Below are 20,938 nucleotides of genomic sequence, written 5' to 3'. Positions count from 1 at the left end.
GCTCGGTAAGCCGGCCAGCCGGTTCATTGCGTGGCGTGGAGAACGGCCTTCGCGGTCTCCATCGGACGGGTCCGGGGAAAGTGGTGGCCGCCGTCGGGGAGTTCGTACAGGTCCACCTGCCGGGCCAGCAGACCCCAGTCGCGGTGCCGCAGCGCGGCCCCGGCCGTGTACGGGTCGTCAGCCGCGACGACCACCGTCACCGGAGTGGCCAGCCTCGCGGCCGGCGGGGACTGGACCAGGTCGGCGAAGTAGTGGTGGGCGCCCACGCAGTCGTGCCGGTAGGCGGCGGCCACCCGTTCGGCCTGCCGGGCGCCCAGCGCGGGCGCGTCGCCGTCGTCGCCCGCGGCGAGCCGTGCGGCAATGCCTGCGTCGCTCAGCTGCTCCAACTCGGCGGCGGCGGAGCGCCGCTCCGCTGCGCTTCCGAGCAACTGGGCGCCGACGAAGAGGTGCCGGGCGGGCGCGTCGGCCTCCTCCAGCAGCCGGGCCACCGCCACGGCCAGCGCCGCGCCGGACGAGTGGCCCCACAGCAGCACCCCCGACAGCCCGAGCCGGAGGATCTCGTCGGCCACCTCTGCTGCGACCGCGGAGAGCGGCACGAAGGGCTCCGCCCCGGTCGCCGCCGGATCGTGCCCCGGCAGCTCCACGGCGTGCACCACCGGCCCGCCGTCCGGCAGCGCCCGGGCCAGCGGAAGGAAGTTGACCGCGTTCCCGCCCGCGTGCGGCATGCACACCAGGGCGCCGGTCCGGCCGTCCGCCGCGGGCGACAGCCTCTGGAGCAGCCCGCCGCCCGCCCTCCCGGCGGCCCGCGGCCCGAGCGGCCGCCCTTCGCCGGGCGGGGAGCCCGCCCCGGCGGGCGTCCGCCCGGAGCGCTCGTCCACCAGCGCGGCGAGGTCGGCGAGCACCGGGCTGCGGGTGACGTCCTTCAGGGACACCGCCCGGTCCAGGGCGATCGCCAGCCGCACTGCGGCCAGCGACGTGCCGCCGCGGTCGAAGAAGTGGTCCAGCCGGCCCACCCGGTCCCGCGGCACTCCCAGCACCTCGGCCCAGGCGGCGGCCAGCCGGTGCTCGGTGGGCGTGGCCGGCGCGGCGTGCCCCTCCCCGGTCCCGCCGGCACCGGCGAGGTCGGCGAGCTCCGCGGCCAGGGCCGTCAGCGCCTTGCGGTCGATCTTGCCGTTGGCCGTCAGCGGCAGGCGCTCGCGCCAGTGGAAGGCCGGGGGCACCATGTAGCCGGGAAGCGAGGCACCCAGCCGCTCCCGCAGCTGCTCCGGGTCGAGCTCCTGCGGGCCGCTGTAGAAGGCCACCAGGTGCTTGCCCCGCTCACCCCGGTCGGTGACCACCACCGCGCCGTCCCGTACACCGGGTACCCGCAGCAGGGTGTTCTCGATCTCGCCGATCTCGATCCGGAAGCCACGGATCTTCACCTGGGTGTCCCGGCGGCCCAGGAACTCCAGTTTCCCGTCCGGCAGCCAGCGGCCGTGGTCGCCGCTGCGGTACAGCCGCCGGCCCGGCCGGTGCGGATCGTCCAGGAAGGCCAGCGCCGTCCGCTCCGGATCGTTGACGTAGCCGCGCCCCACGCACACCCCCGAGAACACGATCTCGCCGGGAGCGCCCAGGGGGACGGGGCAGAGGTGCTCGTCCACGACGTACACGTGCACGTTGGCGATCGGCCGGCCGAGCGGCACCCGCTCCTGCTCCGGCACCCCGTGCATCACCTCGTGGTTGGTGTCGTCCGAGGTCTCCGTCAGCCCGTAGGCGTTGACCAGCGGGATCCCCGGCTGGGCGGCGAACCAGCGCTCGGTGAGCTCCTTCTTCAACGGCTCGCCGGTGACCGACACGCAGCGCAGGTCGGGCAGGGCCCGCGGCCGCCGCTCCAGGCACGTCAGCACCACCTCCAGGTAGGAGGGCACCACCTGGAGCACCGAGACCCGGCCCTCGACGACCCGGTCGACGAAGCGTTCGGCGTCCAGGACGACGTCCTGCTCCACCAGGAGCGTCCGGCCGCCCACCAGCAGCGCCGAGACCAGTTGCCACAGGGAGATGTCGAAGCACTGCGGCGCGATCTGCGCCACCACCGCCGACTCGGTCACTCCCAGGTCCTCGATCTTCGCCCGCAGGTGGTTGAGCATGCCGGCGTGCTCGCACATGGCGCCCTTGGGCGCGCCCGTGGAACCGGAGGTGAAGTAGATGTACGCCAACTGGTCGGCGGCCACGGCCACGCCCAGGTCGCGGCCGTCCGCCTGCTCGGCCAGCGCCGTGTCCACGTGCAGCACCGTGGTCCGGGGGAGCGTGGCCAGCGCCGGCTCCAGGGTGGCCGTGCTGTCCGCCGCGGCCAGTACCAGCCGGCACCGCGCGCGCTCCAGCACGGCCGCGATGCGTTCGGCCGGGAAGTGCGGCTCGATCGGCAGGTACACCCCGCCGGCCTTGAACACCGCCAGCACCGCGGCCAGCCACTCCGGGGTGCGCTCCGTCACGACCGCCACCGGGTCCTCCCTGCGCAGCCCGCGGGCGAGCAGGGCCCGACCCAGCCGGTTGGCCCGCTCGTTGACCTCCCCGTACGTCCAGCTGCGCGCGCCGTGCACCACCGCCACCGCCTGCGGATGCATCCGGACCCGCTCCTCGAACAGCTCGTGCGCCCGGCGGTCCGGCAGGTCATGCCGGGGCCCGGCCAGCTCCTCCAGCTGGAAGTGCAGCTCCTGCGCCGAGAGCAGGCTCTGCAGATGGTGCGCGGCGTCCGGGTCGGCGGCCAGTGCGGCGAGCGCGGTGCGGTGGTAGCCGGCGATCCTGCGGGCGGATGCGGCGTCCAGCGCCTCGGTGCGGTAGCACAGCCGCAAGGCGAGCCGGTCCGGGGCGTGCACGGCGCCGACCACCAGCACCGCCCGCTCCACGGACAGCGGCCCGGGGCCGGACCGGGGGGCGGCCGGTGCCGCCTCGACGCCGTCCGCGCCACCGAGGTCGAACACCGTCTCGTACGAGGGTCCGGGCAGGCCGGTCTCGCGGCGCAGCGCCTCCAGCGGGTAGCCCCGGTGCGCCCTCAGCGCGGACTCCACGGCGTGGACCTCCGCCACCAACTCCCGCCACGACCCCGACTCGGTGTTCATCCGGCAGGGCAGCACCGCATCACCGGGCCCCGCCCTGTACCCCGCCGTGACCTCGCGTTCACCGCAGAGCGCGGCCAACACCCGGGCGTGCGCAGCCAGCAGGAGCGTCGTGAGCGGCACCGCCAGCTCCGCCGCGCGGCGGCGCAGACCGGCGGCGACCTCCTCGGGCACCGGCTCCTCGTGGGTGGCGGCCCCCGCCCCCGGACCGTGCCTCCACCGCGGCAGCGCCGTGGAGCCGCCGGACAGGAGTACGCGGTGCCAGAAGTCCCGGCCGTTCTCCAGGTGCACTGCCATGATGCCTCCGCTCACCTCTGCCGCGCCGCGGCGCTGCAGGCTTCGGGCCGGTGGGGGTTCTCCCGTGTCTCGGTGGCGGGGTTGCCGCCCCACCGGGCGCCGGCCGGGACGTCCTCGCCCTTCATCAGGAAGGAGTCGGCAGCGAGGAAGGAGCCCTCGCCCATGGTCACGCCGTAGTGCACGTGGGCGTTGACGCCCAGCGTGCAGCCGGCGCCCAACGTGCTGCGGTCGGACTTGAAGGTGCCGTCCTCCTGCGAATGGCACTGCATCCTGCTGCCGAAGTTGAGGGTGCAGTCGTCGCCGACGGAGCCCAGCGTCCGCTCCGTCACCGAAAACCCGTCGTCGAAGACCCGACGTCCGATCCGGACCCCCAGCAGCCGCCAGACCAGGGGCTTGAACGGGGTGCCGTTGTAGACCACCAGGTGCCGGTCGGGCATCTTCCACAGCCGCTCGTAGCGCCAGAAGGCGGGGTCGTAGATGGAGCACAGTTGCGGCCGCAGGGGACGCCAGGCAGTGAACGACCGCTCCACCAGCACGTAGTACACGGTGGTCACGAGCAGGCCGAGCGGCAGCATGGCGGCGACCGCGAGCGTGCCGAACTCCGCGTACAGGTCCACCGTGAGCAGGCCGATCAGTGTGAACAGGAACAGGTGCAGCCACCGCACGCCCAGGAACAGGGCCATGCTGTGCCGGTTGAAGCGGTTCTTCGCACGCAGGTTCCGCTCCAGCTCCCGGTCGCTGCGCAGGTGGTCGAAGCGGGTGTCGCGCTCCACCGTGCGCGGGATCTCGAAGCACGGCGAGCCGAGCAGGCCCACCCCCTCGCGGATCTCGCCGTCGAGCGGGACCATCACCTTGGTCGCCAGCAGGCAGTTCTCGCCGGTGCGCCCCCCTGCGGGGTAGGCGATGTGGTTGCCGAGGAAGTTCCGTGCGCCGACCTGCACCGGGGTGACCCGGAAGGACGAGCCGGAGAACTCCGCGTTGAGCAACGACAGGCCGTCGGCGACCATCGTGCCCCTGCCCACCTTCACCAGGAACGGCGTCTCGTGCTGCACCTCGGTGCCGAAGTTCGACCCGGTCTGCACCGGGTCGGACAGGTCGTAACCCAGGCCCTGCAGGTACGGGACGATGTACGAGCTGTCACCGCACAACCAGCGGAAGAAGCCGATGTTGGTCATCCGGGCGATCATCCGGTGGACCCCGTAGTGGAATCCGTACAGCGGGTACACCCGCTCCGGCACGATCAGCCGGTTCAGCAGCCGGGGCACCGTGAAGTGCACGACCACGCTGAGGACCACACCGCCGAGGAAGACCACCGTCGCGATCACGAACGCGTCCAGGTAGAGCGACGGGGAGAGCAGGCCCAGGGTGCCCGGGGCCAGCGCCCGGTCCAGCGCAGGCACCTCCTGCAGCACCATGTACAGCCCGCCGACGGTCAGCGGCACGTACAGCACCACCAGCCGGAGCAGGGCCCACAGCCCGTAGCAGGCGCGGCGCAGCGTGCTGCACCGGCGCGGCGGCACCCGGACGTGGTCCACGTCCGTGGGCTGGGCCGGGGTGCCGTGCCAGCGGGCTCCGGCCGGGACGGACTGCCCCGGCAGCAGCGTGGAGGTATGGCCCAGCTGGGACCCGTCGCCCATGGCGGTGTCGATGTCGAGGACGGTCTTCTCGCCGACGAACACGTCCCGGCCCAAGGTGACCCGGCCGGTCTGGATCCGGCCCGCGTACGCCCGGTAGCACAGGATCGTCGCATCCTTGCGGACCACCGTCCCGGCGCCGATCGTGAGCAGATCCGTGCACACCGGAAGCGTCCGGGTCAAGATCGTCACCCCCGGGCCGATCCGGGCGCCCAGGGCGCGCAGGTACAGCACGTGCAGGGGGTTGCCGACCAGCAGCGCCATCGGAGAGGCGTGGATCAGCACCCGTGCGGTCCACAGGCGGAGGTACGCCAGGCTCCAGATCGGGAACTCCCGGGGCTTCCACCGGCCGACGAGGATCCACTTCGCCGCGATGGGCAACGTGCACAGCGCGACGAACAGGGAGCCGCCGAAGACCAGCGAGCGCAGGTAGACGGAAGCCACCCCCCGCGCCCCGGAGACCCATTCGAAGCCGCGGGCCGTCAGCACGCCGGCTATCAGGCAGTAGCCGAGGAAGACCAGGCACTGCGCCACACCGCACATCACGTAGCGGGCCGTGGTGGTCCGGGTCGGCGCCTCGTGCGGGGACGGCGCCGGCAGCGCGGGGGCCGACACGGCGCCGGCCACCGAAGCGGCCAGGCCGCGGATCGTGGGCTCCCGGTAGATGTCCTTGATCGAGACCGGGGGCAGCTCCGGACGCTTCCTGACCCGGGCGCAGAACTGCGCCATGACGAGGGAGTTGGCCCCGAGGTCGTCGAAGAAGTGGCTGTCCGCCGCGACCCGGTCGACCCCGATGACCTCGGCCAGCACCTCGGCGAAAGCTCGTTCCACGTCCTGCGTCGGGTCGGCGGCAGCACGCTCCGTGAGGGCGGAGGGCTCCGGCCCGGGCGTCAGGACCTCGACCGATTCTTCTTCCAAAGCGGGCTCCTTGAGGAGATTCCTCCCGTGAGGAGGTGACAGCCCCCGGCCCCGTGCGGTCGCACCCGGTACGCGGGCGAAACCCGAGGTCAATCGGGCCGGGTCCGGTCCTCGTGCCCTCTGAGTCTTACCTCGGCCCGACCTCGTTGCCACTCGAAACGGATCACCCGCCACCGGCCGACGCGCATCCCGCGTCCCCCACGAGGGACGCACCCGGCGCCGCCGACCCGCCCGCCGGGCGCCGGGGCGGGCCTTCCCCGCGGCAGCAGAAGGCGTCCCGGGCGGAGCCGCCCCGAGCGTCCGACACCCGGCCGAGCCACTGCGGACCGCTGCTCCGAACGGGTAAGGGGGAAGACGTGAGCCGGCGAGCCCCGGCCCGCCGGGACCGCCCGTTCCCGCCGGTGGCGGCTCACGGGCCGGGAAAGCACGACGAAAAACAAGGGGAAAAAGCAAAAGACCCCAGATGAACTGGGGTCTTAGCCGGTGTCCGAGGGGGGACTTGAACCCCCACGCCCGATAAAGGGCACTAGCACCTCAAGCTAGCGCGTCTGCCATTCCGCCACCCGGACCAGGTGATCCGCCCCGGTCTCCCGCGGCGACATGGACAACAATAGCAGCAGTTCGGCGTGGTTCCGACCAGGTATTCGCCGGGGGCCGCTCGCTGACCTGCGGGCATGCCCGCGCGGGGCCCGGGGCCGGGCGGCGCCGCGGCCGCCCGGGACCCCGCGGACGGGCCGCCGTCAGGGGCAGCGGATCACCTGGCCGGCGTACGAGAGGTTCCCGCCGAAGCCGAACAGCAGGACCGGGGCGCCCGAGGCGACCTCCCCGCGCTCCACCAGCTTCGACAGTGCCATCGGAATGCTCGCCGCCGAGGTGTTTCCCGAGACGACGACGTCCCGCGCCACGACCGCGTTCACCGCGCCGATCCGCTGGGCCAGCGGCTCGATGATCCGCAGGTTCGCCTGGTGCAGCACCACCGCTGCCAGCTCCTCCGGGGCCACCCCGCCCTTCTCGCAGACCTGCCGCGCCAGCGCCGGCAGGCGGCTCGTGGTCCACCGGTACACCGACTGGCCCTCCTGCGCGAAGACCGGCGGCGAGCCCTCGATGCGCACCGCGTGCCCCATCTCCGGCACCGAACCCCACAGGACCGGCCCGATCCCCGGCTCCTCGCAGGCCTCCACGACGGCCGCGCCCGCCCCGTCGCCCGTCAGGACGCACGTCGTGCGGTCGGTCCAGTCCGTGATCTCGGTCATCTTGTCCGCGCCGATCACCAGCGCCCGGCTCGCCGAACCCGCCCGGATCGCGTGGTCGGCCGTGGCCAGGGCGTGCGTGAAGCCCGAGCAGACGACGTTGAGGTCCATCACCGCGGGCGCACCGCCCATCCCGAGCTTCGCGGCGACCCGCGCCGCCATGTTCGGGGAGCGGTCGATCGCCGTCGACGTGGCCACCAGCACCAGGTCGATGTCGTCCGGGCCCGCGCCGGCCGCCGCCAGCGCCTTGCCGGCCGCCTGGAAGGCCAGCTCGTCCACCGGCTCGTCGGCGCCCGCCATGTGCCGCGTCCGGATGCCCACCCGCGAGCGGATCCACTCGTCGCTGGTGTCCACCATGGCCGCCAGGTCCTCGTTGGTCAGCACCCTCGCGGGCTGGTAGTGCCCCAGCGCCACCACGCGTGAACCGGTTGTCATGGGCGCAATCCCCCTCGTACGGCAGTCAGGACCAACCAGCTTGACCTGCTACTGATGGGTACATACCGGTGGGACCCCACAGGATTACCGCCCGTGAATTTGGAGATTCCGCAGCATCCGCCCGATCCGGGAGAATGGGCCCGACAGGTGTACGGCGAGGTGCGCGAACACGCGCACGATGCGGACGAACGGGCGGGCTGATCACATGGGACGCGTCACCGAGCGCCGTCGCGTCGTACGGGTACGGGCCGGCGTCGCCGGCATCCGCCCCGACACCCTCGTCACCGAGGAGCCCCTCGAGATGCGCCTCAACGGCAAACCCCTCGCCATCACCATGCGCACCCCGGGTGACGACTTCGCCCTCGCCGTCGGCTTCCTCGTCAGCGAGGGCGTCCTCGGCTCCGCCGCCGACGTGCGGGCCGTCACCTACTGCGAGGGCGCGACCGAGGACGGCTCCAACACCTACAACGTCGTCAACGTCCAGCTCGCCCCCGGCGTCGAAGTCCCCGACATCACCCTCGAACGCAACGTCTACACCACCTCCTCCTGCGGCCTGTGCGGCAAGGCCAGCCTGGACGCCGTCCGCACGGCCACCCGCTTCCCGCAGCCCCCCGGCGCCGCCGCGGCCGCCGACGCCGTACGGATCCCGGCCGGCCTGCTGGGCGAGCTGCCCGACCGGCTGCGCGCCGCCCAGAAGGTCTTCGACCGCACCGGCGGCCTGCACGCCGCCGGGCTGTTCTCCGCGGACGGGGAGCTCCTCGACCTCCGCGAGGACGTCGGCCGGCACAACGCCGTGGACAAGATCATCGGCCGGGCGCTCCAAGCCGGCCTGCTGCCCCTCACCGACGCCGTGCTGCTCGTGTCGGGCCGGGCCTCCTTCGAGCTGGCACAGAAAGCGGTCATGGCGGGCATCCCGCTCCTGGCGGCCGTATCGGCGCCGTCCTCCCTGGCCGTGGACCTGGCCCTGGAATCGGGCCTGACCCTGGTCGGCTTCCTGCGCGGCGGGAACATGAACATCTACGCGGGCGAGGAGCGGATCCTCCTGTGACGCACCACTCCCCGCCTCTGCCGGCGCCGCGGGGCGCCCCCCGATGAGGTGAACCTCTCGGCCTAGCGGCCGCGCCGTCCCCGGCGGCCGCCGCTGCTCCCGCCCGTGCGCCGCCCGCCGCCCTCCGAGGCCTTCGCCTTCGGCTCCGGCGGGTCGATGCGGTGCAGGTCCAGCGTCGCCGGCACGGGGACCGTGCCCGGGCCGCCCGCCTGCGCCCAGGCGATGACCTCCTCCGTCGCGGTGTCGTCCAGGGCCCAGCCGAACCAGGCCGCCCGGGCACCGCGCCGCCGGGCCTCGCTCGTCGGCTGCACCACGATCACATTGGCCTGCGCACACGGCCCGAGGCAGTCGCTCGTCCGCACGGCCAGGCGCCCCCCGGAGGACGCGGCGGCCTCGCGAAGCCGGGCCAGCTGGCCCGCGTGGTCGGTACCGGGGTTCTTGCGGGGGTCCCCGCAGCAGCAGCCCCGGCACACCACCAGGGTGCAGGGGCGTTCGGCATGGGCGGCGAGCGGGCGTATCCAGGTCACCGCCGCAACGCTATCGGGCCCCGGACGCCGGGTGTTGGGGCGCGGGCGAGACCTCCGCCACACACCCGGCGGCCAGTTCGCCCTCCCCGGCGTCCTCCGGGTCCCGCGCCCGGCGCCGCGCCAGCACCGCACACACCATCAGCTGCATCTGGTGGAACAGCATCAGCGGCAGCACCGCCAGGCTCGCCTGCGCCCCGAACAGCACGCTGGCCATGGGCAGTCCGGCCGCCAGGCTCTTCTTCGACCCGGCGAACTGGATGGCGATCCGGTCCGCCCGCCCGAACCCGAGCCGCTTCGCCCCGTGCCAGGTCACCAGCAGCATGACGGCCAGCAGGACGGCCTCCACCGCCAGCAGCGACCCCAGCCGCGGGGCGCTGACCCGGTGCCAGATCCCCGCGGCCATGCCCGCGCTGAACGCCGTGTACACGACGAGCAGGATCGAGCCGCGGTCCACGTACCCCAGGGCCGGCCGGTGGCGCACCAGGAACCCGCCCACCTTCGGGCGCAGCACCTGCCCCAGCAGGAACGGCAGCAGGAGCTGGACCACGATCTTCACGAGGGAGTCCGCGGAGAACCCTCCCGCGCTGCCGCCGAGCAGGGCGGCCGCCAGCAGCGGCGTGAGCAGGATCCCGGCGAGGCTGGAGAAGGAGCCGGCGCAGACCGCGGCCGGGACGTTGCCCCGGGCGATCGAGGTGAAGGCGATCGAGGACTGGATGGTCGACGGCACCAGGCACAGGAACAGCAGCCCGCTGTACAGCGGCGGCGTCAGCACCGCCGGGACCAGCACGCGCGCCGCCGTCCCGAGGACCGGGAAGAGCACGAAGGTGCAGGCCAGCACGGTGAGGTGGAGGCGCCAGTGGCGCAGCCCGTCCAGCGCCTCCCGCGTGGACAGCCGGGCGCCGTACAGGAAGAACAGCAGGGCCACGGCCCCGGTCGCGAGCCCCTCGGCGACGGCGCCCGCCTGACCGCGCGCGGGCAGTACCGCCGCCAGGCCCACGGTTCCGAGGAGGGCCAGGACGTACGGGTCCACGGGCAGCGAGGAGGGCAGGCGCAGCCGGGTCAGCCGAGGCGGGCGGGTCGGCGGGGTCAGCCGCGGCGGCCGGGACAGGCGCGGCGGGCGGGAAAGGCGGGGCATGGCGTGCGGAGCTCTCTTGCCGTCGTGGAGGAGGCCGGCGGCGGCGGTGCGGCGGGCGGGCCGGGGCCTTCCCTCATCGTCCGCGCGGGACGGGTCATCGGGAAACCCGTACACCGCACTCACTGTGATCGCCGTACGTGATGACCGTGGCAGCATGGGGGCCATGTACGACCCCGTCCAGCTGCGCACCTTCCTCACGGTGGCCCAGACGCTCAGCTTCACCCAGGCCGCCGGGCGGCTCGGCGTACGCCAGTCCACGGTCAGCCAGCACGTGCGCCGACTGGAGGAGGCGACCGGCCGGCCCCTCTTCCTGCGGGACACCCACAGCGTGGAACTGACCGAGGACGGCGAGGCGCTCCTCGGCTTCGCCCGGACCATCCTGGAGGCGCACGAGCGGGCGGCGGCCTACTTCACCGGGACGCGGTTGCGGGGCCGGCTGCGCTTCGGGGCGTCGGAGGACTTCGTCCTGACCCGGCTGCCGGAGATCCTGGAGGGCTTCCGGCACGAGCACCCCGAGGTGGACCTGGAGCTGTCGGTCGAGCTCTCCGGGACGCTCCACGAGCGGCTCGACGCGGGCCGCCTGGACCTGGTCCTGGCCAAGCGCCGCGGGCCGGGCGACGAGCGGGGCCGACTGGTGTGGCGCGACCGGATGGTGTGGATCGGCGCGGAGGGGCTGCGGGTGGACCCGGACCGGCCCGTTCCGCTGATCGTGTTCCCGCCGCCGGGCATCACCCGCGCCCGGGCGCTGGACGTGCTGGAACGCGACGGCCGGGCCTGGCGGATCGCGTGCACGAGCGGCAGCCTGAGCGGCCTCGTCGCCGCCGCCCGCGCCGGGCTCGGCGTGATGGCGCACACCCGCGGGCTGATCCCGCCCGGCCTGGTACGGGTGCCGGGCCTGCCCGACCTGGGCGCGGTGGAGTTCGCCCTGCTCCGCGGCCCGCGGGTGTCGCCGGCTGCGGAGGCCCTGGCCGCGGCCGTCCTGTCGGGCGCCGACCGCCTGTCCCGCGCAGGCTGACCTCGGGGCGGGGGGCCACCGCCCCGCCCGCGCGGGACATGCGGGGGCCACCGCCCCGCCCGCGCGGGCCGGCGCTCAGGTGCCCAGCACCACCAGCCCCTCGTGGGCCCGCAGGCTGCCCGGGGTGAGCGGGGCGAAGGTCTGCGGCAGGGCCAGGCGGGGCGGCCCGCCGTCCGGAGGCGCGTCGAAGAAGTAGGCGGCCTCCGCCGCGGTGTCGCTGACCAGGTGCGGGCCCGACGCGGAGGCCGTGGCGCGGCCCAGCGGCGTACGGAACAGGCTGCGCAGGTGCCGCAGGGTCTCCGCGGTGACCCGGGTCGGCACCGGCCGCCCCGCATCGTCCGGGGCCTGCCCGCAGGAGCCGCCTGTGGCCGCCGACCCCTCGGGGCCGCCGCCGGCTGCGGCCCCTGTGCAGGCGGCCGGAGCGGTCACGTCCGGGGGGATCGCACCCGACAGCAGCAGCGCCAGGAGCACGGGCACGGCCTTGCGCCGCAGCGCCTCGGTGGCCCCGTGCAGCCGGTGGGCGTGCGCGACGGGCAGGGACAGCGCGAGGCTGCCGGCCGCGTCGCCGACGGCGATCGGGACTGCCGAGCACACCACGCCGGGGGAGTACTCCCGCAGGTCGAAGACCGGCGCGCCGGGCGCCAGCGAATCCAGCGCGGAGAACAGCGCCCGGCTGTCGGTGATCGTCTGCGGGGTGAGGCGGGCGGTGCGGTGCCGGGCCAGGTGGTCGCGGCGGCCGTCCTGGTCGAGCTGGGTCAGCAGGCACTTGCCCACCGCGCTGGCGTGCGCGGCCGCCTTGAAGTCCACCCACTCCTGCACGGGCGGGGTCCCCGGCCCGTCCGCCATCTGCGTGATCCGGACCTCGCCGTCGGCGTACCGGCTCAGGTAGACCGCGGCCCCCGCGCTGTCCCGGGCGAGCGCCAGCGTGCGCTGGAGCTGGAGGGGGAGCCCGGCGCCGCCGGGGGCGGCGAGCCGGTCGAGCGCCGGCCCGCGCGCGTACACGCCCGCCCCGGGCCGGTAGGCGTACTCCTCCTCGCACAGCATCACCAGCAGCGGGCGCAGCTCCGCCTCGGCCAGCGCGGACTCCCGCGCGAGCTGCCCGGCCCGCACGCCGAGCGGGTGCTTCTCCAGGACCCGTACGACGGCCAGCGCCCGGCGTGCCTCCGCCAGGGCCCCGCCGTCCCGGCCGTCCCGGCCGTCCCCGACCCGGCGGGCGGCGAGGGCCGGCGCCGGACGCCGCAGGGGCCCCGGCCCCGGCCGGTCGGGGCCGGGGCCGACGGCTCCCGCTCCGGCGGGCTGCGGCCCCCGGCGCCGCGGGCCCCCCGCCGCGGTCGGGGGCACCGCCCCGGCGGGCCGCAGCAGGGGCGGGGGAAGAGGGGGGCGGAAGGCGGTCAGGACCGACGGCAGGCCCGGCCTCGGCAGCGGCACCGGGCCCAGGTCCGCGTCGTCCAGCTGCTCCACGTACCGCAGGACGGCCGCCTGGGCGCACAGCCGCACCTCGCGCAGGTCCCGGCGGCCGCCCGGCCGGAAGCCGCGCCGGCCCAGCTCCCGAGCCCACACCTTGGCGTCGTGGTGCTCGCCGCGCCGGGAGTGGTCCAGGAACAGGCAGTACGCGGCCGGGGCGGTCCGGACGTGCCCGGACCCGGCGGCGAACTGCCACCAGAACCGGGCGCCCTCGCGCAGCCCCGCCAGGTGCAGCAGGCAGCCGAAGACGACCGCGCCCGCCAGGTCGGTGTGCGCGCTCGCGAGGAAGGCGCCGAGCTGCGCCTCCGCCCGGGGCGCGGACACGACGGCCAGGCACGCGGCCTTGAGGTCGCGCCGGGCCCGCTCGGAGTCCAGCGGGCACTCCCGCGCGGGATCGCTCCACCCGTAGGCCCGCCGCCGGGCGGGGGCGGCCGCGCCCCGGGCCCGGGTGGCGCGCAGCAGCCGGGCCTCGGCGGCACCGACGTCGTAGTGCGGATACCGGTCGCGCACGCTCGCCCGGGCCAGGAACTCGGCCAGGGAGCGGCGGGCGGCGCCGCCTCCGTGTTCCTCCTCGCCCTCGCGCCGCCTCATGATTCGGCGGAGGCGTCGAGCAGGCGGGCGAGCCGCCGGTGGGCCTGCCCCAGCTGCGAGCGGACGGTGGCCTCGTCGACGCCCATGACCGCGGCCGCCTCACCGGGGGTGCACTGCAGCCCGTAGCGCAGCAGCACCGCGTCGCGCTGGCGCTCGGCGAGGCGGGAGACGGCGGAGTAGAAGCGGATGGTGTCGGTCAGCACCTCGTACTGGTCGGCGTGCGCCTCCTTCAGGGCGGCCTCGAAGGCGCTGATGTCCATGGGTTCGGGCCAGGTGCTGCGCAGCCGCTGCCGGTCGACCAGCCGTTGCTTGAGGATGGTCCAGGCGTAGGCGTCGAGCCGGTCCATGTGAAGCATGCGTAACCACTCGTTCATGATCGAATCGAAGGTCGCGTCCACCGCGTCCTCGGCAGCCGCGTCGGAGCCCAGCTGCAGATACGCGAAGCGCATGTAGGAGGGCCTCCGGTTGGCGTGGAAGGCCCAGTACGACAGGCGTGCCGTCGGGTCCCACTGGCTCATGGGTGTCGGCCGTCGCCGTCGGCTGGGCAGTCCCACGGCCCCACCGGACTCCTCTGGTCCGCCATCGCTCACCGTTCCACCTCACCTCATCCCCTGTGCCCGGCAAGCCTGGCAGCGCGGGCGGCCGACGGTCGAGAGGAAGGAGGAAGCCGGTGGATTACGTTCGGTGATGATCGTCCCGTGACAGACTTCGACCGGACGCGGGCCCACCCGGTGCGTACGCATATGCCCCGGCCATGTGGGGTCGCACGACCCCCGGCACAACCTCCGCACGACCCCCGCACCGCCTCCGTCGACCGCCTCCCGGAGGGCCCCGGGAGGGGCCGCGGAACCGCTCCCGGCACGGCTCCGCCGCCGCGGCCCGTACCGCACCGCGGACACCGGTCCGGGAGCTTCCCGTACCGCTGTAGCATGACCCCATTGCGAGGGCCGTGACGCAGAGGTCACTTCCCTCGCTTTTGCGTTGCGCCCTGCCCGGCCCCGAGAAATGGGGGCGCCCCGCATTCGGGCGGTTCGATACGATGAACCGCATCACAATCCGTCACGGCCCGTTGCAACCGCATATATGAAATGGAGCATCCGAGGATGGCTCGACACCTGATCACCAGCGCGCTTCCCTACATCAACGGGATCAAGCACCTGGGCAACATGGTCGGGTCGATGCTTCCGGCGGATGTGTACTCCCGGTACCTCCGCCAGCGCGGCCACGACGTCCTCTACATCTGCGCCACCGACGAGCACGGCACCCCCGCCGAGCTCGCCGCGAAGGAGGCCGGCCTGTCGGTCGCCGACTTCTGCGCGCAGGCCCACGACGCCCAGAAGGCGGTCTACGACGGCTTCGAGCTGTCCTTCGACTACTTCGGCCGCAGCTCCTCCGCCCAGAACCGCGAGATCACCCAGCACTTCGCGCGCCAGCTCCACGAGAACGGCTTCATCGAGGAGCGCGCGATCCGGCAGGTGTACTCGCCGGTCGACGGCCGCTTCCTGCCGGACCGCTACGTCGAGGGCACCTGCCCGCACTGCGGCTACGACAAGGCCCGCGGCGACCAGTGCGAGAACTGCACCCGCGTCCTGGACCCGACGGACCTCATCGAGCCCCGCTCGGCGATCTCCGGCTCCACCGACCTCGAGGTCCGCGAGACCAAGCACCTCTTCCTGCTGCAGTCCAAGCTCCAGCACGAGGTCGAGGCCTGGGTCGCGCAGCACGAGGCCGAGTGGCCGCAGCTGGCCTCCTCCATCGCCCGCAAGTGGCTGACCGAGGGCCTGCACGACCGCGCGATCACCCGCGACCTCGACTGGGGCGTCCCCGTCCCGGCCGACACCTGGCCCGACCTGGCCGCCGAGGGCAAGGTCTTCTACGTGTGGTTCGACGCCCCCGTCGAGTACATCGGCGCCACCAAGGAGTGGTCCGACCTCGACCCGGCCGGCCGCGACTGGAAGTCCTGGTGGTTCGAGGCCGACGACGTCCGCTACACCCAGTTCATGGCGAAGGACAACGTCCCGTTCCACACGGTGATGTTCCCCGCCACCGAGCTCGGCGTGCGCGAGCCCTGGAAGAAGGTCGACTACGTCAAGGCCTTCAACTGGCTGACGTACTACGGCGGCAAGTTCTCCACCTCCCAGAAGCGCGGCGTCTTCACCGACCAGGCGCTGGAGATCCTCCCGGCCGACTACTGGCGCTACTTCCTCATCGCCAACGCCCCCGAGTCCGACGACTCGTCCTTCACGTGGGAGCACTTCACCGCCACGGTCAACAAGGACCTCGCCGACACCCTCGGCAACTTCGTCAACCGCGTGCTCTCCTTCTCCCGCAAGCGCTTCGGCGACGACGTCCCGGCCGGCAAGGACGCCGGCGAGGCCGAGACCCGGCTGGGCGAGCAGATCGCCGAGCTGCTCGCCGAGTACGAGGGCCACATGGACGCCCTCCAGTTCCGCAAGGCCGCGGCCGCGCTGCGCGCCCTGTGGTCGGCCGGCAACTCGTACCTGGAGGAGAAGGCCCCCTGGCTCGAGATCAAGACCGACCCGGAGGGCGCCGCGCTCACGCTGCGCACCGCCATGAACCTCATCCACCTCTACTCGGTGGTCTCCGAGCCGTTCATCCCGGCCTCGGCGCGCGCCATGCGCTCCGCGTTCGCGCTCGCCGACGACACGGCCGTCTGGGTCGGCCCGGAGCAGGCCAAGGCGCTGGACGCGGTCCCGGCGGGGACGCCGTTCACGGTGCCGCCGGTGCTGTTCGCCAAGATCACGGAAGAGGACCTCGAGTCCTACCGCGAGCGCTTCGGCGGCGTCGAGGCGGGCTGAGCCCGGCTGAGGCCCGCGGCCGAAGGCCGCGCGCACACATGAGGGGCGCGACCCGATCCGGGGCGCGCCCCTCACGCATTGATGCGGACGGGGGCGGACAGGGGCGGGCGGGGCGGGCCGACGGGCGGGCGGGCGGCGCATGCGGTCCCGTGCGGTCCGGCGTGGTCCGGCACTCTCGTGCACCCGGGCACCCTCCTGCACCCTGGCGCGCACCCTCCTGCACCGTCCTGCAAAGGCCTCACCCGGGGCTGCCTCCCGTCCGCCTGGGCGCCCCGGCCGCGGTACGGTGGCCCGCCGCGTACTCCCGTACGAACACGGCGAGCGCCACCACCGTGTTCCGCAGCTCCGACCACAGCACCCGCTCGTTGGGGGCGTGCAGGTTGCACATGCCGTCCTGCGCCCCGAACAGCAGCACCTCCGCCTGCGGCGCCGCCTCCGCCAGCCCGCGCACCAGCGGGACCGACGCACCCGACGCCACGATCGCCGGCGGCCCGCCCCACGCCTCCTGCAACGCCGTGAGCGCCGCCCGGTACGCGGGCCCGCCCCTGCGTGCCTCGAAGCCCGGGCCGGCGCCGCCCGGGACCACCGTGACGGGGATGCCGAAGGGCCGCCGGTCACACAGGTGCCGCACCACCGCCTCCTGCCCCTCGCGCGGATCCTGCCGCGGATGGAAACGCAGGTTCAGCCGGGCCCTGGCGTACGGGACGACGGCCGAGGCGGCCCCGTCCACCGCGGGCGCGTCGAGCCCGATGACGGTGATCGCGGGGCCGCTCCACAACCGCTCGCCGAGCGAGCCGGTACCCATGAGCGGCACTCCTTCCTGCACCGATGCCAGCTCGCGGAACTCCTGCTCCGGGAAGGCCGCGCCCTCCCACCGGTCGCGCCGCAGGCCCGCCACGGCGACATCGCCGTTCGCGTCATGCAGCGACGCCAGCGCGTGCAGCAGCACCAGCAGCGCGTCGGGCGCGGCGCCGCCGAACTCCCCGCTGTGCCGCGGCTCGTCGAGGGTCCGCACCTCGACCGTGAGCTCGGCTGCGCCGCGCAGGCCGGTGGTCAGCGTGGGCGTGCCGGGCCGCAGGCTGCCGCAGTCGGCGATGACCATGGCGTCGCAGGCGAAGCGCCCGGGATCGGTCGGCGGATAGGCGCCGAAGGAGCTGCCGTACTCCTCGTGGCCCTCGACCACCACCTTGATCCCGACCGGCGGCCTGCTCCCGTACAGCCGCAGCAGACCCAGCAGCGCGACCACGTTCGCCTTGTCGTCGGCGATGCCGCGGGCCCGCATCCCGCCGGGGACCGGGGTGGGCTCGAACGGGGGCGAGAGCCAGGGGGAGGGGTCGCCGGCGGGCTGGACGTCGTAGTGCGCGTAGAGCAGCACGGTGGGTGCGCCCGGATCCGGCGGAGGGACCTCGGCGTAGACCACCGGGGGAGTGGCGGGCAGGTCGAGCCGCTCCACGCGGGGGACGCCGGCCTCGCGCAGAAGGGAGGCGACGAGGTCGTGCGCGGCCAGGACGGGCCCGGGCGGGTAGCCGGGAAAGGCGACGGACGGAATCGCCGCCAGCCGCGCCAGATCGTCCCGGAGCCCGCCCATCAGCCCGTCCACGTGCGCACGGAGGGCCGGGGTGCTCGGGCTGCCCGCCGGGTTTTCGGGGCTTTTCGAGCCTTCCGAGTCTTCCTGGCTTTGGAGGCTTTCACGGCCTTCACGGCCTTCACGGCCTTCACGGCCTTCACGCCCTTCACGGCCTTCACGGCCTTCACGGCCTTCGGGGCCTTGCGATCCTCTTCGGCTGCTGTCCCGTTCCACGCCGTCCTTCCGTCCTTCCGTCCTGTCGCCCTGGCTCGATCATGGTCCGGGCCAGGGACGGACGGCCCGAGGTGCTGGGCCGGACGGGTGAGGCGCCGGCTGCCCCGGCGGGGCCCTGCCCCTTCTTCGCCTTGGCCTGGTCCGGCCTGGCCTCCTCCTCGTCCTCGCCGGTCACGAACGCGGCCCCGTCCGGGTGGCGTGCGCGGATCCGCGTTGACGTCGATGGCCTGAAGCCGCTGCTCCGTCAGGGATCTTGACCCGTCTGCCGCGTATCGAAGCAGTGTCGTGATCGTTTCTTCATCCGAAAGCCCACATCTGCTGCGGAACGGGAGGACGCGCGGTGACCGCTTGGCAGTACCTCGCCGGAGCGGGCCTGGTGGCGGCGCTGTACCCGCTACAGGGCCAGGTGGCCGTCGCGGACGACGGCGGCGGCCACGCCGCCGCCCGGCTCGACGTGTGCGTGCCGTCCGGGCAGCCCCGCCCGGCCGCAGCGCCGCCCGAGGCCGCGCCCCCGGCGGTGCGGCCTCCGGTACGCACCACCGAGCCCGGAGCCCGGCGGCCGACCGTGCACCACCCCGGGCACACGCCCCTCCCCGAGGCACCGGCCCCCGCCCCGGCGGATCCGCCGGGGCGGGCGGAACCGCCCGTACCGCCGGCCGCGCCCGCGCCTCGGCCGGTGGCCGTATCCCCGCCGGTGCCGGTGCCGGTGCCGGTGCCTGCGGCGAAGGCCGGGGCCGCGCAGCCGCAGCCACCGGCACCCGCACCGGATCCCGAGCCGCCTGCCGGGCCGCCCCCCGCCGGGACCCCCGCCCCGCTCCTGGCCGAAGCGGGGGGCCCGGTGCACGCGACGGCCTTCCACGTGCGCCCGTACCGCTCGAAAGCCCTGGCACGACGCGGGCCTGACGGCCTGTCCACCGTGATGCTCATGGCCGTCGTCACCACCCCGGCCGTGCTCGCCGCGGCCGTCCTGCGACCGCGCTCCAAGAACCGCACCTGAGGCCGGCTCCACCGGCCGGCCCCTCCACCAACGGGAGAACCCTCGTGTCCGAATGGCTGATCCTGGCCATCGCCATGGCGCTCGTCTGCGCCCTCGTCTTCGCCTTCACTGCGCTCCGGCACCGCCGGGTCGCACCCGACGAGGACACCAGCGAAACCCCCGACGTCATCGAGTACATGACGATGATGGTCGGCGTGGTCTACGCCATCGTGCTCGGCCTGGCCATCGCGGGCGTCTGGGAGGCGCGCGGCGCCGCCGAGGACAGCGTCCGGCGCGAGGCCCAGGCCCTCTACGAGGTCAGCCAGCGCGCCGACGTCTACCCGGCCGCCGTCCGGGACCGGATCCGCGGCGAGGTCGACGCGTACGTCGCCCACACCGTCGCCGTGGACTGGCCGCGGCTGACCGCGGGCGAGGGCGCTACGCCCGAGGGCGCGGACCTGCTGGCGAAGCTGCGCACCGACGTCACCCACCAGAGCCCCGCCACAGAACTCCAGGCCCAGGCGTACCAGCCGCTGCTGGACCAGATCGCGACCGCCGACGACGCCCGCCACTCGCGGGTGCAGAGCGACGAGTCCACGCTGCCGAGCGTGGTGTGGTTCGGGCTGCTGACCGGCGGTGTGGTCACCGTCGGCCTGATCTTCGCCCTGCAGATTCGCCGCTCGGGCCGTGAACTCCTGCTGGCGGGGCTCTTCAGCGCGCTGATCGTGTTCCTGCTGTTCATGGTGTGGAGCTTCGACGCCCCGTACGGCCGCGACGGAATCGATTCCGCGGCCCCGTTCCAGGACCTGTTCCCGAAGCTGGCCTTGGCGGCGGAGCGGTAGGGACTGGGGGAGCGATCCGGGGCGGGGCCGGTTCTGCCGGGCGGCGGCTGGGGGGCGGGTCACGGTGGACCGGGGTCGGGGGGTGTCCGGGGGCGTCCCGGCCGCCCATTGTCCTTCCGGTGCGGGCCGGCCCGTCAAGGGCGCTCCCTTCGGTCGCGTCGCTTCGCGATGTCGCTCCGCTCCACCCTTGACAGACCGACCCGCCCCGGAATGCCAAAGAGCTGCCGGGAAGCCCCCGAAGGATGGCCAGGGGGTCATGTCCAGCCTTCTCCCTCGTCAGAGACCTCCTTCTCCCGCCCCAGGTGCAGAATCCTTCCTCCCCGGATCCCATCCCGCCCCGGCACCGGGCATGCGGGCAGCCGAGCCCCCAGACCCGCAAAAGGGGCCATCGCGGGAGCCGAGGGGCTCCACCCGCACCAGACGTCAGTGAAATGACCATCGGGAGCGGGCAGCGCCCTCAGATCGCTACGCGCTCCTCTTTTCTCGGCGTCCGACGGCCGCCTGTGGCCGGTAGCGCAACAGATCGCTACGTGGCCCCGCACATCTCAGCGTCTGACGACCGTCCGTGGCTGAGAGGCGCAGCAGATCGCTACGTGGTCGCTCACGTCTCAGCGTCGGACGACCGTCCGTGGCCATCAGCCGCCCCGACGGCCCGTCAGCCGTCCCGACGGCCGTCAGCCGCTGAGATATGAGGGCTCGTGTAGCAACCTGTTGCGCTACCAGCCCCAGACGGTCGTCAGACGCTGAGATGCGACGGGCCACGTAGCGATCTGTTGCGCCTACCGGCCACAGACGGCCGTCGGACGCCGAAAAGAGAGGAGCGCGTAGCGATCTGGGGCGTCTCCCCGCTCCTGGCAGCCGCTTCATTGAAGTTTGTTGCGGGTTGGAGCCCTTCGGCTTTGGGCGTGGGCTCTTTTGCGGGGCTGGGGGTGTCCCTTCCCGGATGCCCGGGGGTGGGCAAGGTGGGTGGTGCCGGGAGGAAGGATTCTGCATATCGGGATCCGGGCCGCTCTCTCTGGCGAGTGCAGAGGCTGGATTTGACCCCCTGGCCATCCTTCGGGGGCTTCCCGGCAGCTCTTTGGCATTTCGGG

At 73.9% G+C, this 20,938-nt stretch carries 11 protein-coding genes, 1 tRNA gene and 2 pseudogenes; 5 read left to right on the top strand and 9 right to left on the bottom strand.

The window, feature by feature from the left end; genetic code table 11:
- Window positions 1-23 precede the first annotated feature (23 nt).
- The 4 genes from AB0953_RS19930 to AB0953_RS19915 all read right to left on the bottom strand — a co-directional run bounded on the left by AB0953_RS19930 (window position 24) and on the right by AB0953_RS19915 (window position 7,629).
- Window positions 24-3,392: an amino acid adenylation domain-containing protein gene (locus AB0953_RS19930; RefSeq protein WP_366860819.1), complete on the bottom strand. Its 3,369-nt coding sequence runs from the start codon at window positions 3,390-3,392 to the stop codon at window positions 24-26.
- Between the two features lie 11 nt (window positions 3,393-3,403).
- A complete protein-coding gene (locus AB0953_RS19925; RefSeq protein ID WP_366860818.1) occupies window positions 3,404-5,944 on the bottom strand; it encodes a Pls/PosA family non-ribosomal peptide synthetase in 2,541 nt (846 codons plus the stop codon).
- A gap of 484 nt (window positions 5,945-6,428) precedes the next feature.
- Window positions 6,429-6,513: transfer RNA gene (locus AB0953_RS19920), tRNA-Leu, on the bottom strand.
- Between the two features lie 171 nt (window positions 6,514-6,684).
- Complete coding sequence (locus tag AB0953_RS19915; RefSeq protein ID WP_366860817.1) at window positions 6,685-7,629, bottom strand: beta-ketoacyl-ACP synthase III; 945 nt, start codon at window positions 7,627-7,629, stop codon at window positions 6,685-6,687.
- A 205-nt stretch (window positions 7,630-7,834) separates the two neighbouring features.
- Here AB0953_RS19915 and fdhD point away from each other — a divergent pair, with 205 nt between their 5' ends.
- The gene (gene fdhD / locus AB0953_RS19910) at window positions 7,835-8,677 is read left to right on the top strand and encodes a formate dehydrogenase accessory sulfurtransferase FdhD (RefSeq protein ID WP_366860816.1); all 843 of its coding nucleotides are present in this window, start codon (window positions 7,835-7,837) and stop codon (window positions 8,675-8,677) included.
- 62 nt (window positions 8,678-8,739) lie between these two features.
- Here fdhD and AB0953_RS19905 read toward each other — a convergent pair whose 3' ends face one another.
- Together AB0953_RS19905 and AB0953_RS19900 are read right to left on the bottom strand one after the other, a co-directional pair.
- Complete coding sequence (locus AB0953_RS19905) at window positions 8,740-9,204, bottom strand: (2Fe-2S) ferredoxin domain-containing protein (protein ID WP_366860815.1); 465 nt, start codon at window positions 9,202-9,204, stop codon at window positions 8,740-8,742.
- A 10-nt stretch (window positions 9,205-9,214) separates the two neighbouring features.
- Window positions 9,215-10,267, bottom strand: coding sequence for a bile acid:sodium symporter family protein (locus AB0953_RS19900; RefSeq protein WP_366860952.1), 1,053 nt, complete (start codon window positions 10,265-10,267; stop codon window positions 9,215-9,217).
- Between the two features lie 235 nt (window positions 10,268-10,502).
- Between AB0953_RS19900 and AB0953_RS19895 the strand changes: the two genes are divergently transcribed.
- Window positions 10,503-11,354, top strand: coding sequence for a LysR substrate-binding domain-containing protein (locus AB0953_RS19895; RefSeq protein ID WP_366860814.1), 852 nt, complete (start codon window positions 10,503-10,505; stop codon window positions 11,352-11,354).
- A 450-nt stretch (window positions 11,355-11,804) separates the two neighbouring features.
- Here the strand turns inward: AB0953_RS19895 and AB0953_RS19890 are convergent.
- Window positions 11,805-12,524 (bottom strand): annotated as a pseudogene (locus tag AB0953_RS19890) (IclR family transcriptional regulator C-terminal domain-containing protein); the annotation flags it as partial.
- A gap of 881 nt (window positions 12,525-13,405) precedes the next feature.
- The gene (locus tag AB0953_RS19885) at window positions 13,406-13,927 is read right to left on the bottom strand and encodes a sigma-70 family RNA polymerase sigma factor (RefSeq protein WP_366860813.1); all 522 of its coding nucleotides are present in this window, start codon (window positions 13,925-13,927) and stop codon (window positions 13,406-13,408) included.
- 585 nt (window positions 13,928-14,512) lie between these two features.
- Here AB0953_RS19885 and metG point away from each other — a divergent pair.
- Window positions 14,513-16,228 carry a methionine--tRNA ligase gene (gene metG, locus AB0953_RS19880; protein WP_366860812.1) on the top strand — a complete coding sequence of 572 codons (1,716 nt, stop codon included), beginning with the start codon at window positions 14,513-14,515 and terminating at the stop codon, window positions 16,226-16,228.
- A gap of 238 nt (window positions 16,229-16,466) precedes the next feature.
- Here metG and AB0953_RS19875 read toward each other — a convergent pair.
- A pseudogene (locus AB0953_RS19875) lies at window positions 16,467-17,837 on the bottom strand (M20/M25/M40 family metallo-hydrolase); the annotation flags it as partial.
- Window positions 17,838-18,369: 532 nt separating this feature from the next.
- On the opposite strand from AB0953_RS19875, the gene AB0953_RS19870 reads away from it, so the two are divergent.
- A complete protein-coding gene (locus AB0953_RS19870; protein ID WP_366860811.1) occupies window positions 18,370-19,026 on the top strand; it encodes a hypothetical protein in 657 nt (218 codons plus the stop codon).
- A 44-nt stretch (window positions 19,027-19,070) separates the two neighbouring features.
- On the top strand, window positions 19,071-19,847 hold the full coding sequence (locus AB0953_RS19865; RefSeq protein WP_366860810.1) for a hypothetical protein: 777 nt from the start codon (window positions 19,071-19,073) through the stop codon (window positions 19,845-19,847).
- Window positions 19,848-20,938 lie beyond the last annotated feature (1,091 nt).

Origin of the sequence: Streptomyces sp. NPDC046866 (genome assembly GCF_040704625.1) — a bacterium.
GTDB lineage: Bacteria > Actinomycetota > Actinomycetes > Streptomycetales > Streptomycetaceae > Streptomyces.
Note: the sequence above shows the minus strand (reverse complement) of the source record. Positions and strands in the feature narration are given on the sequence as shown.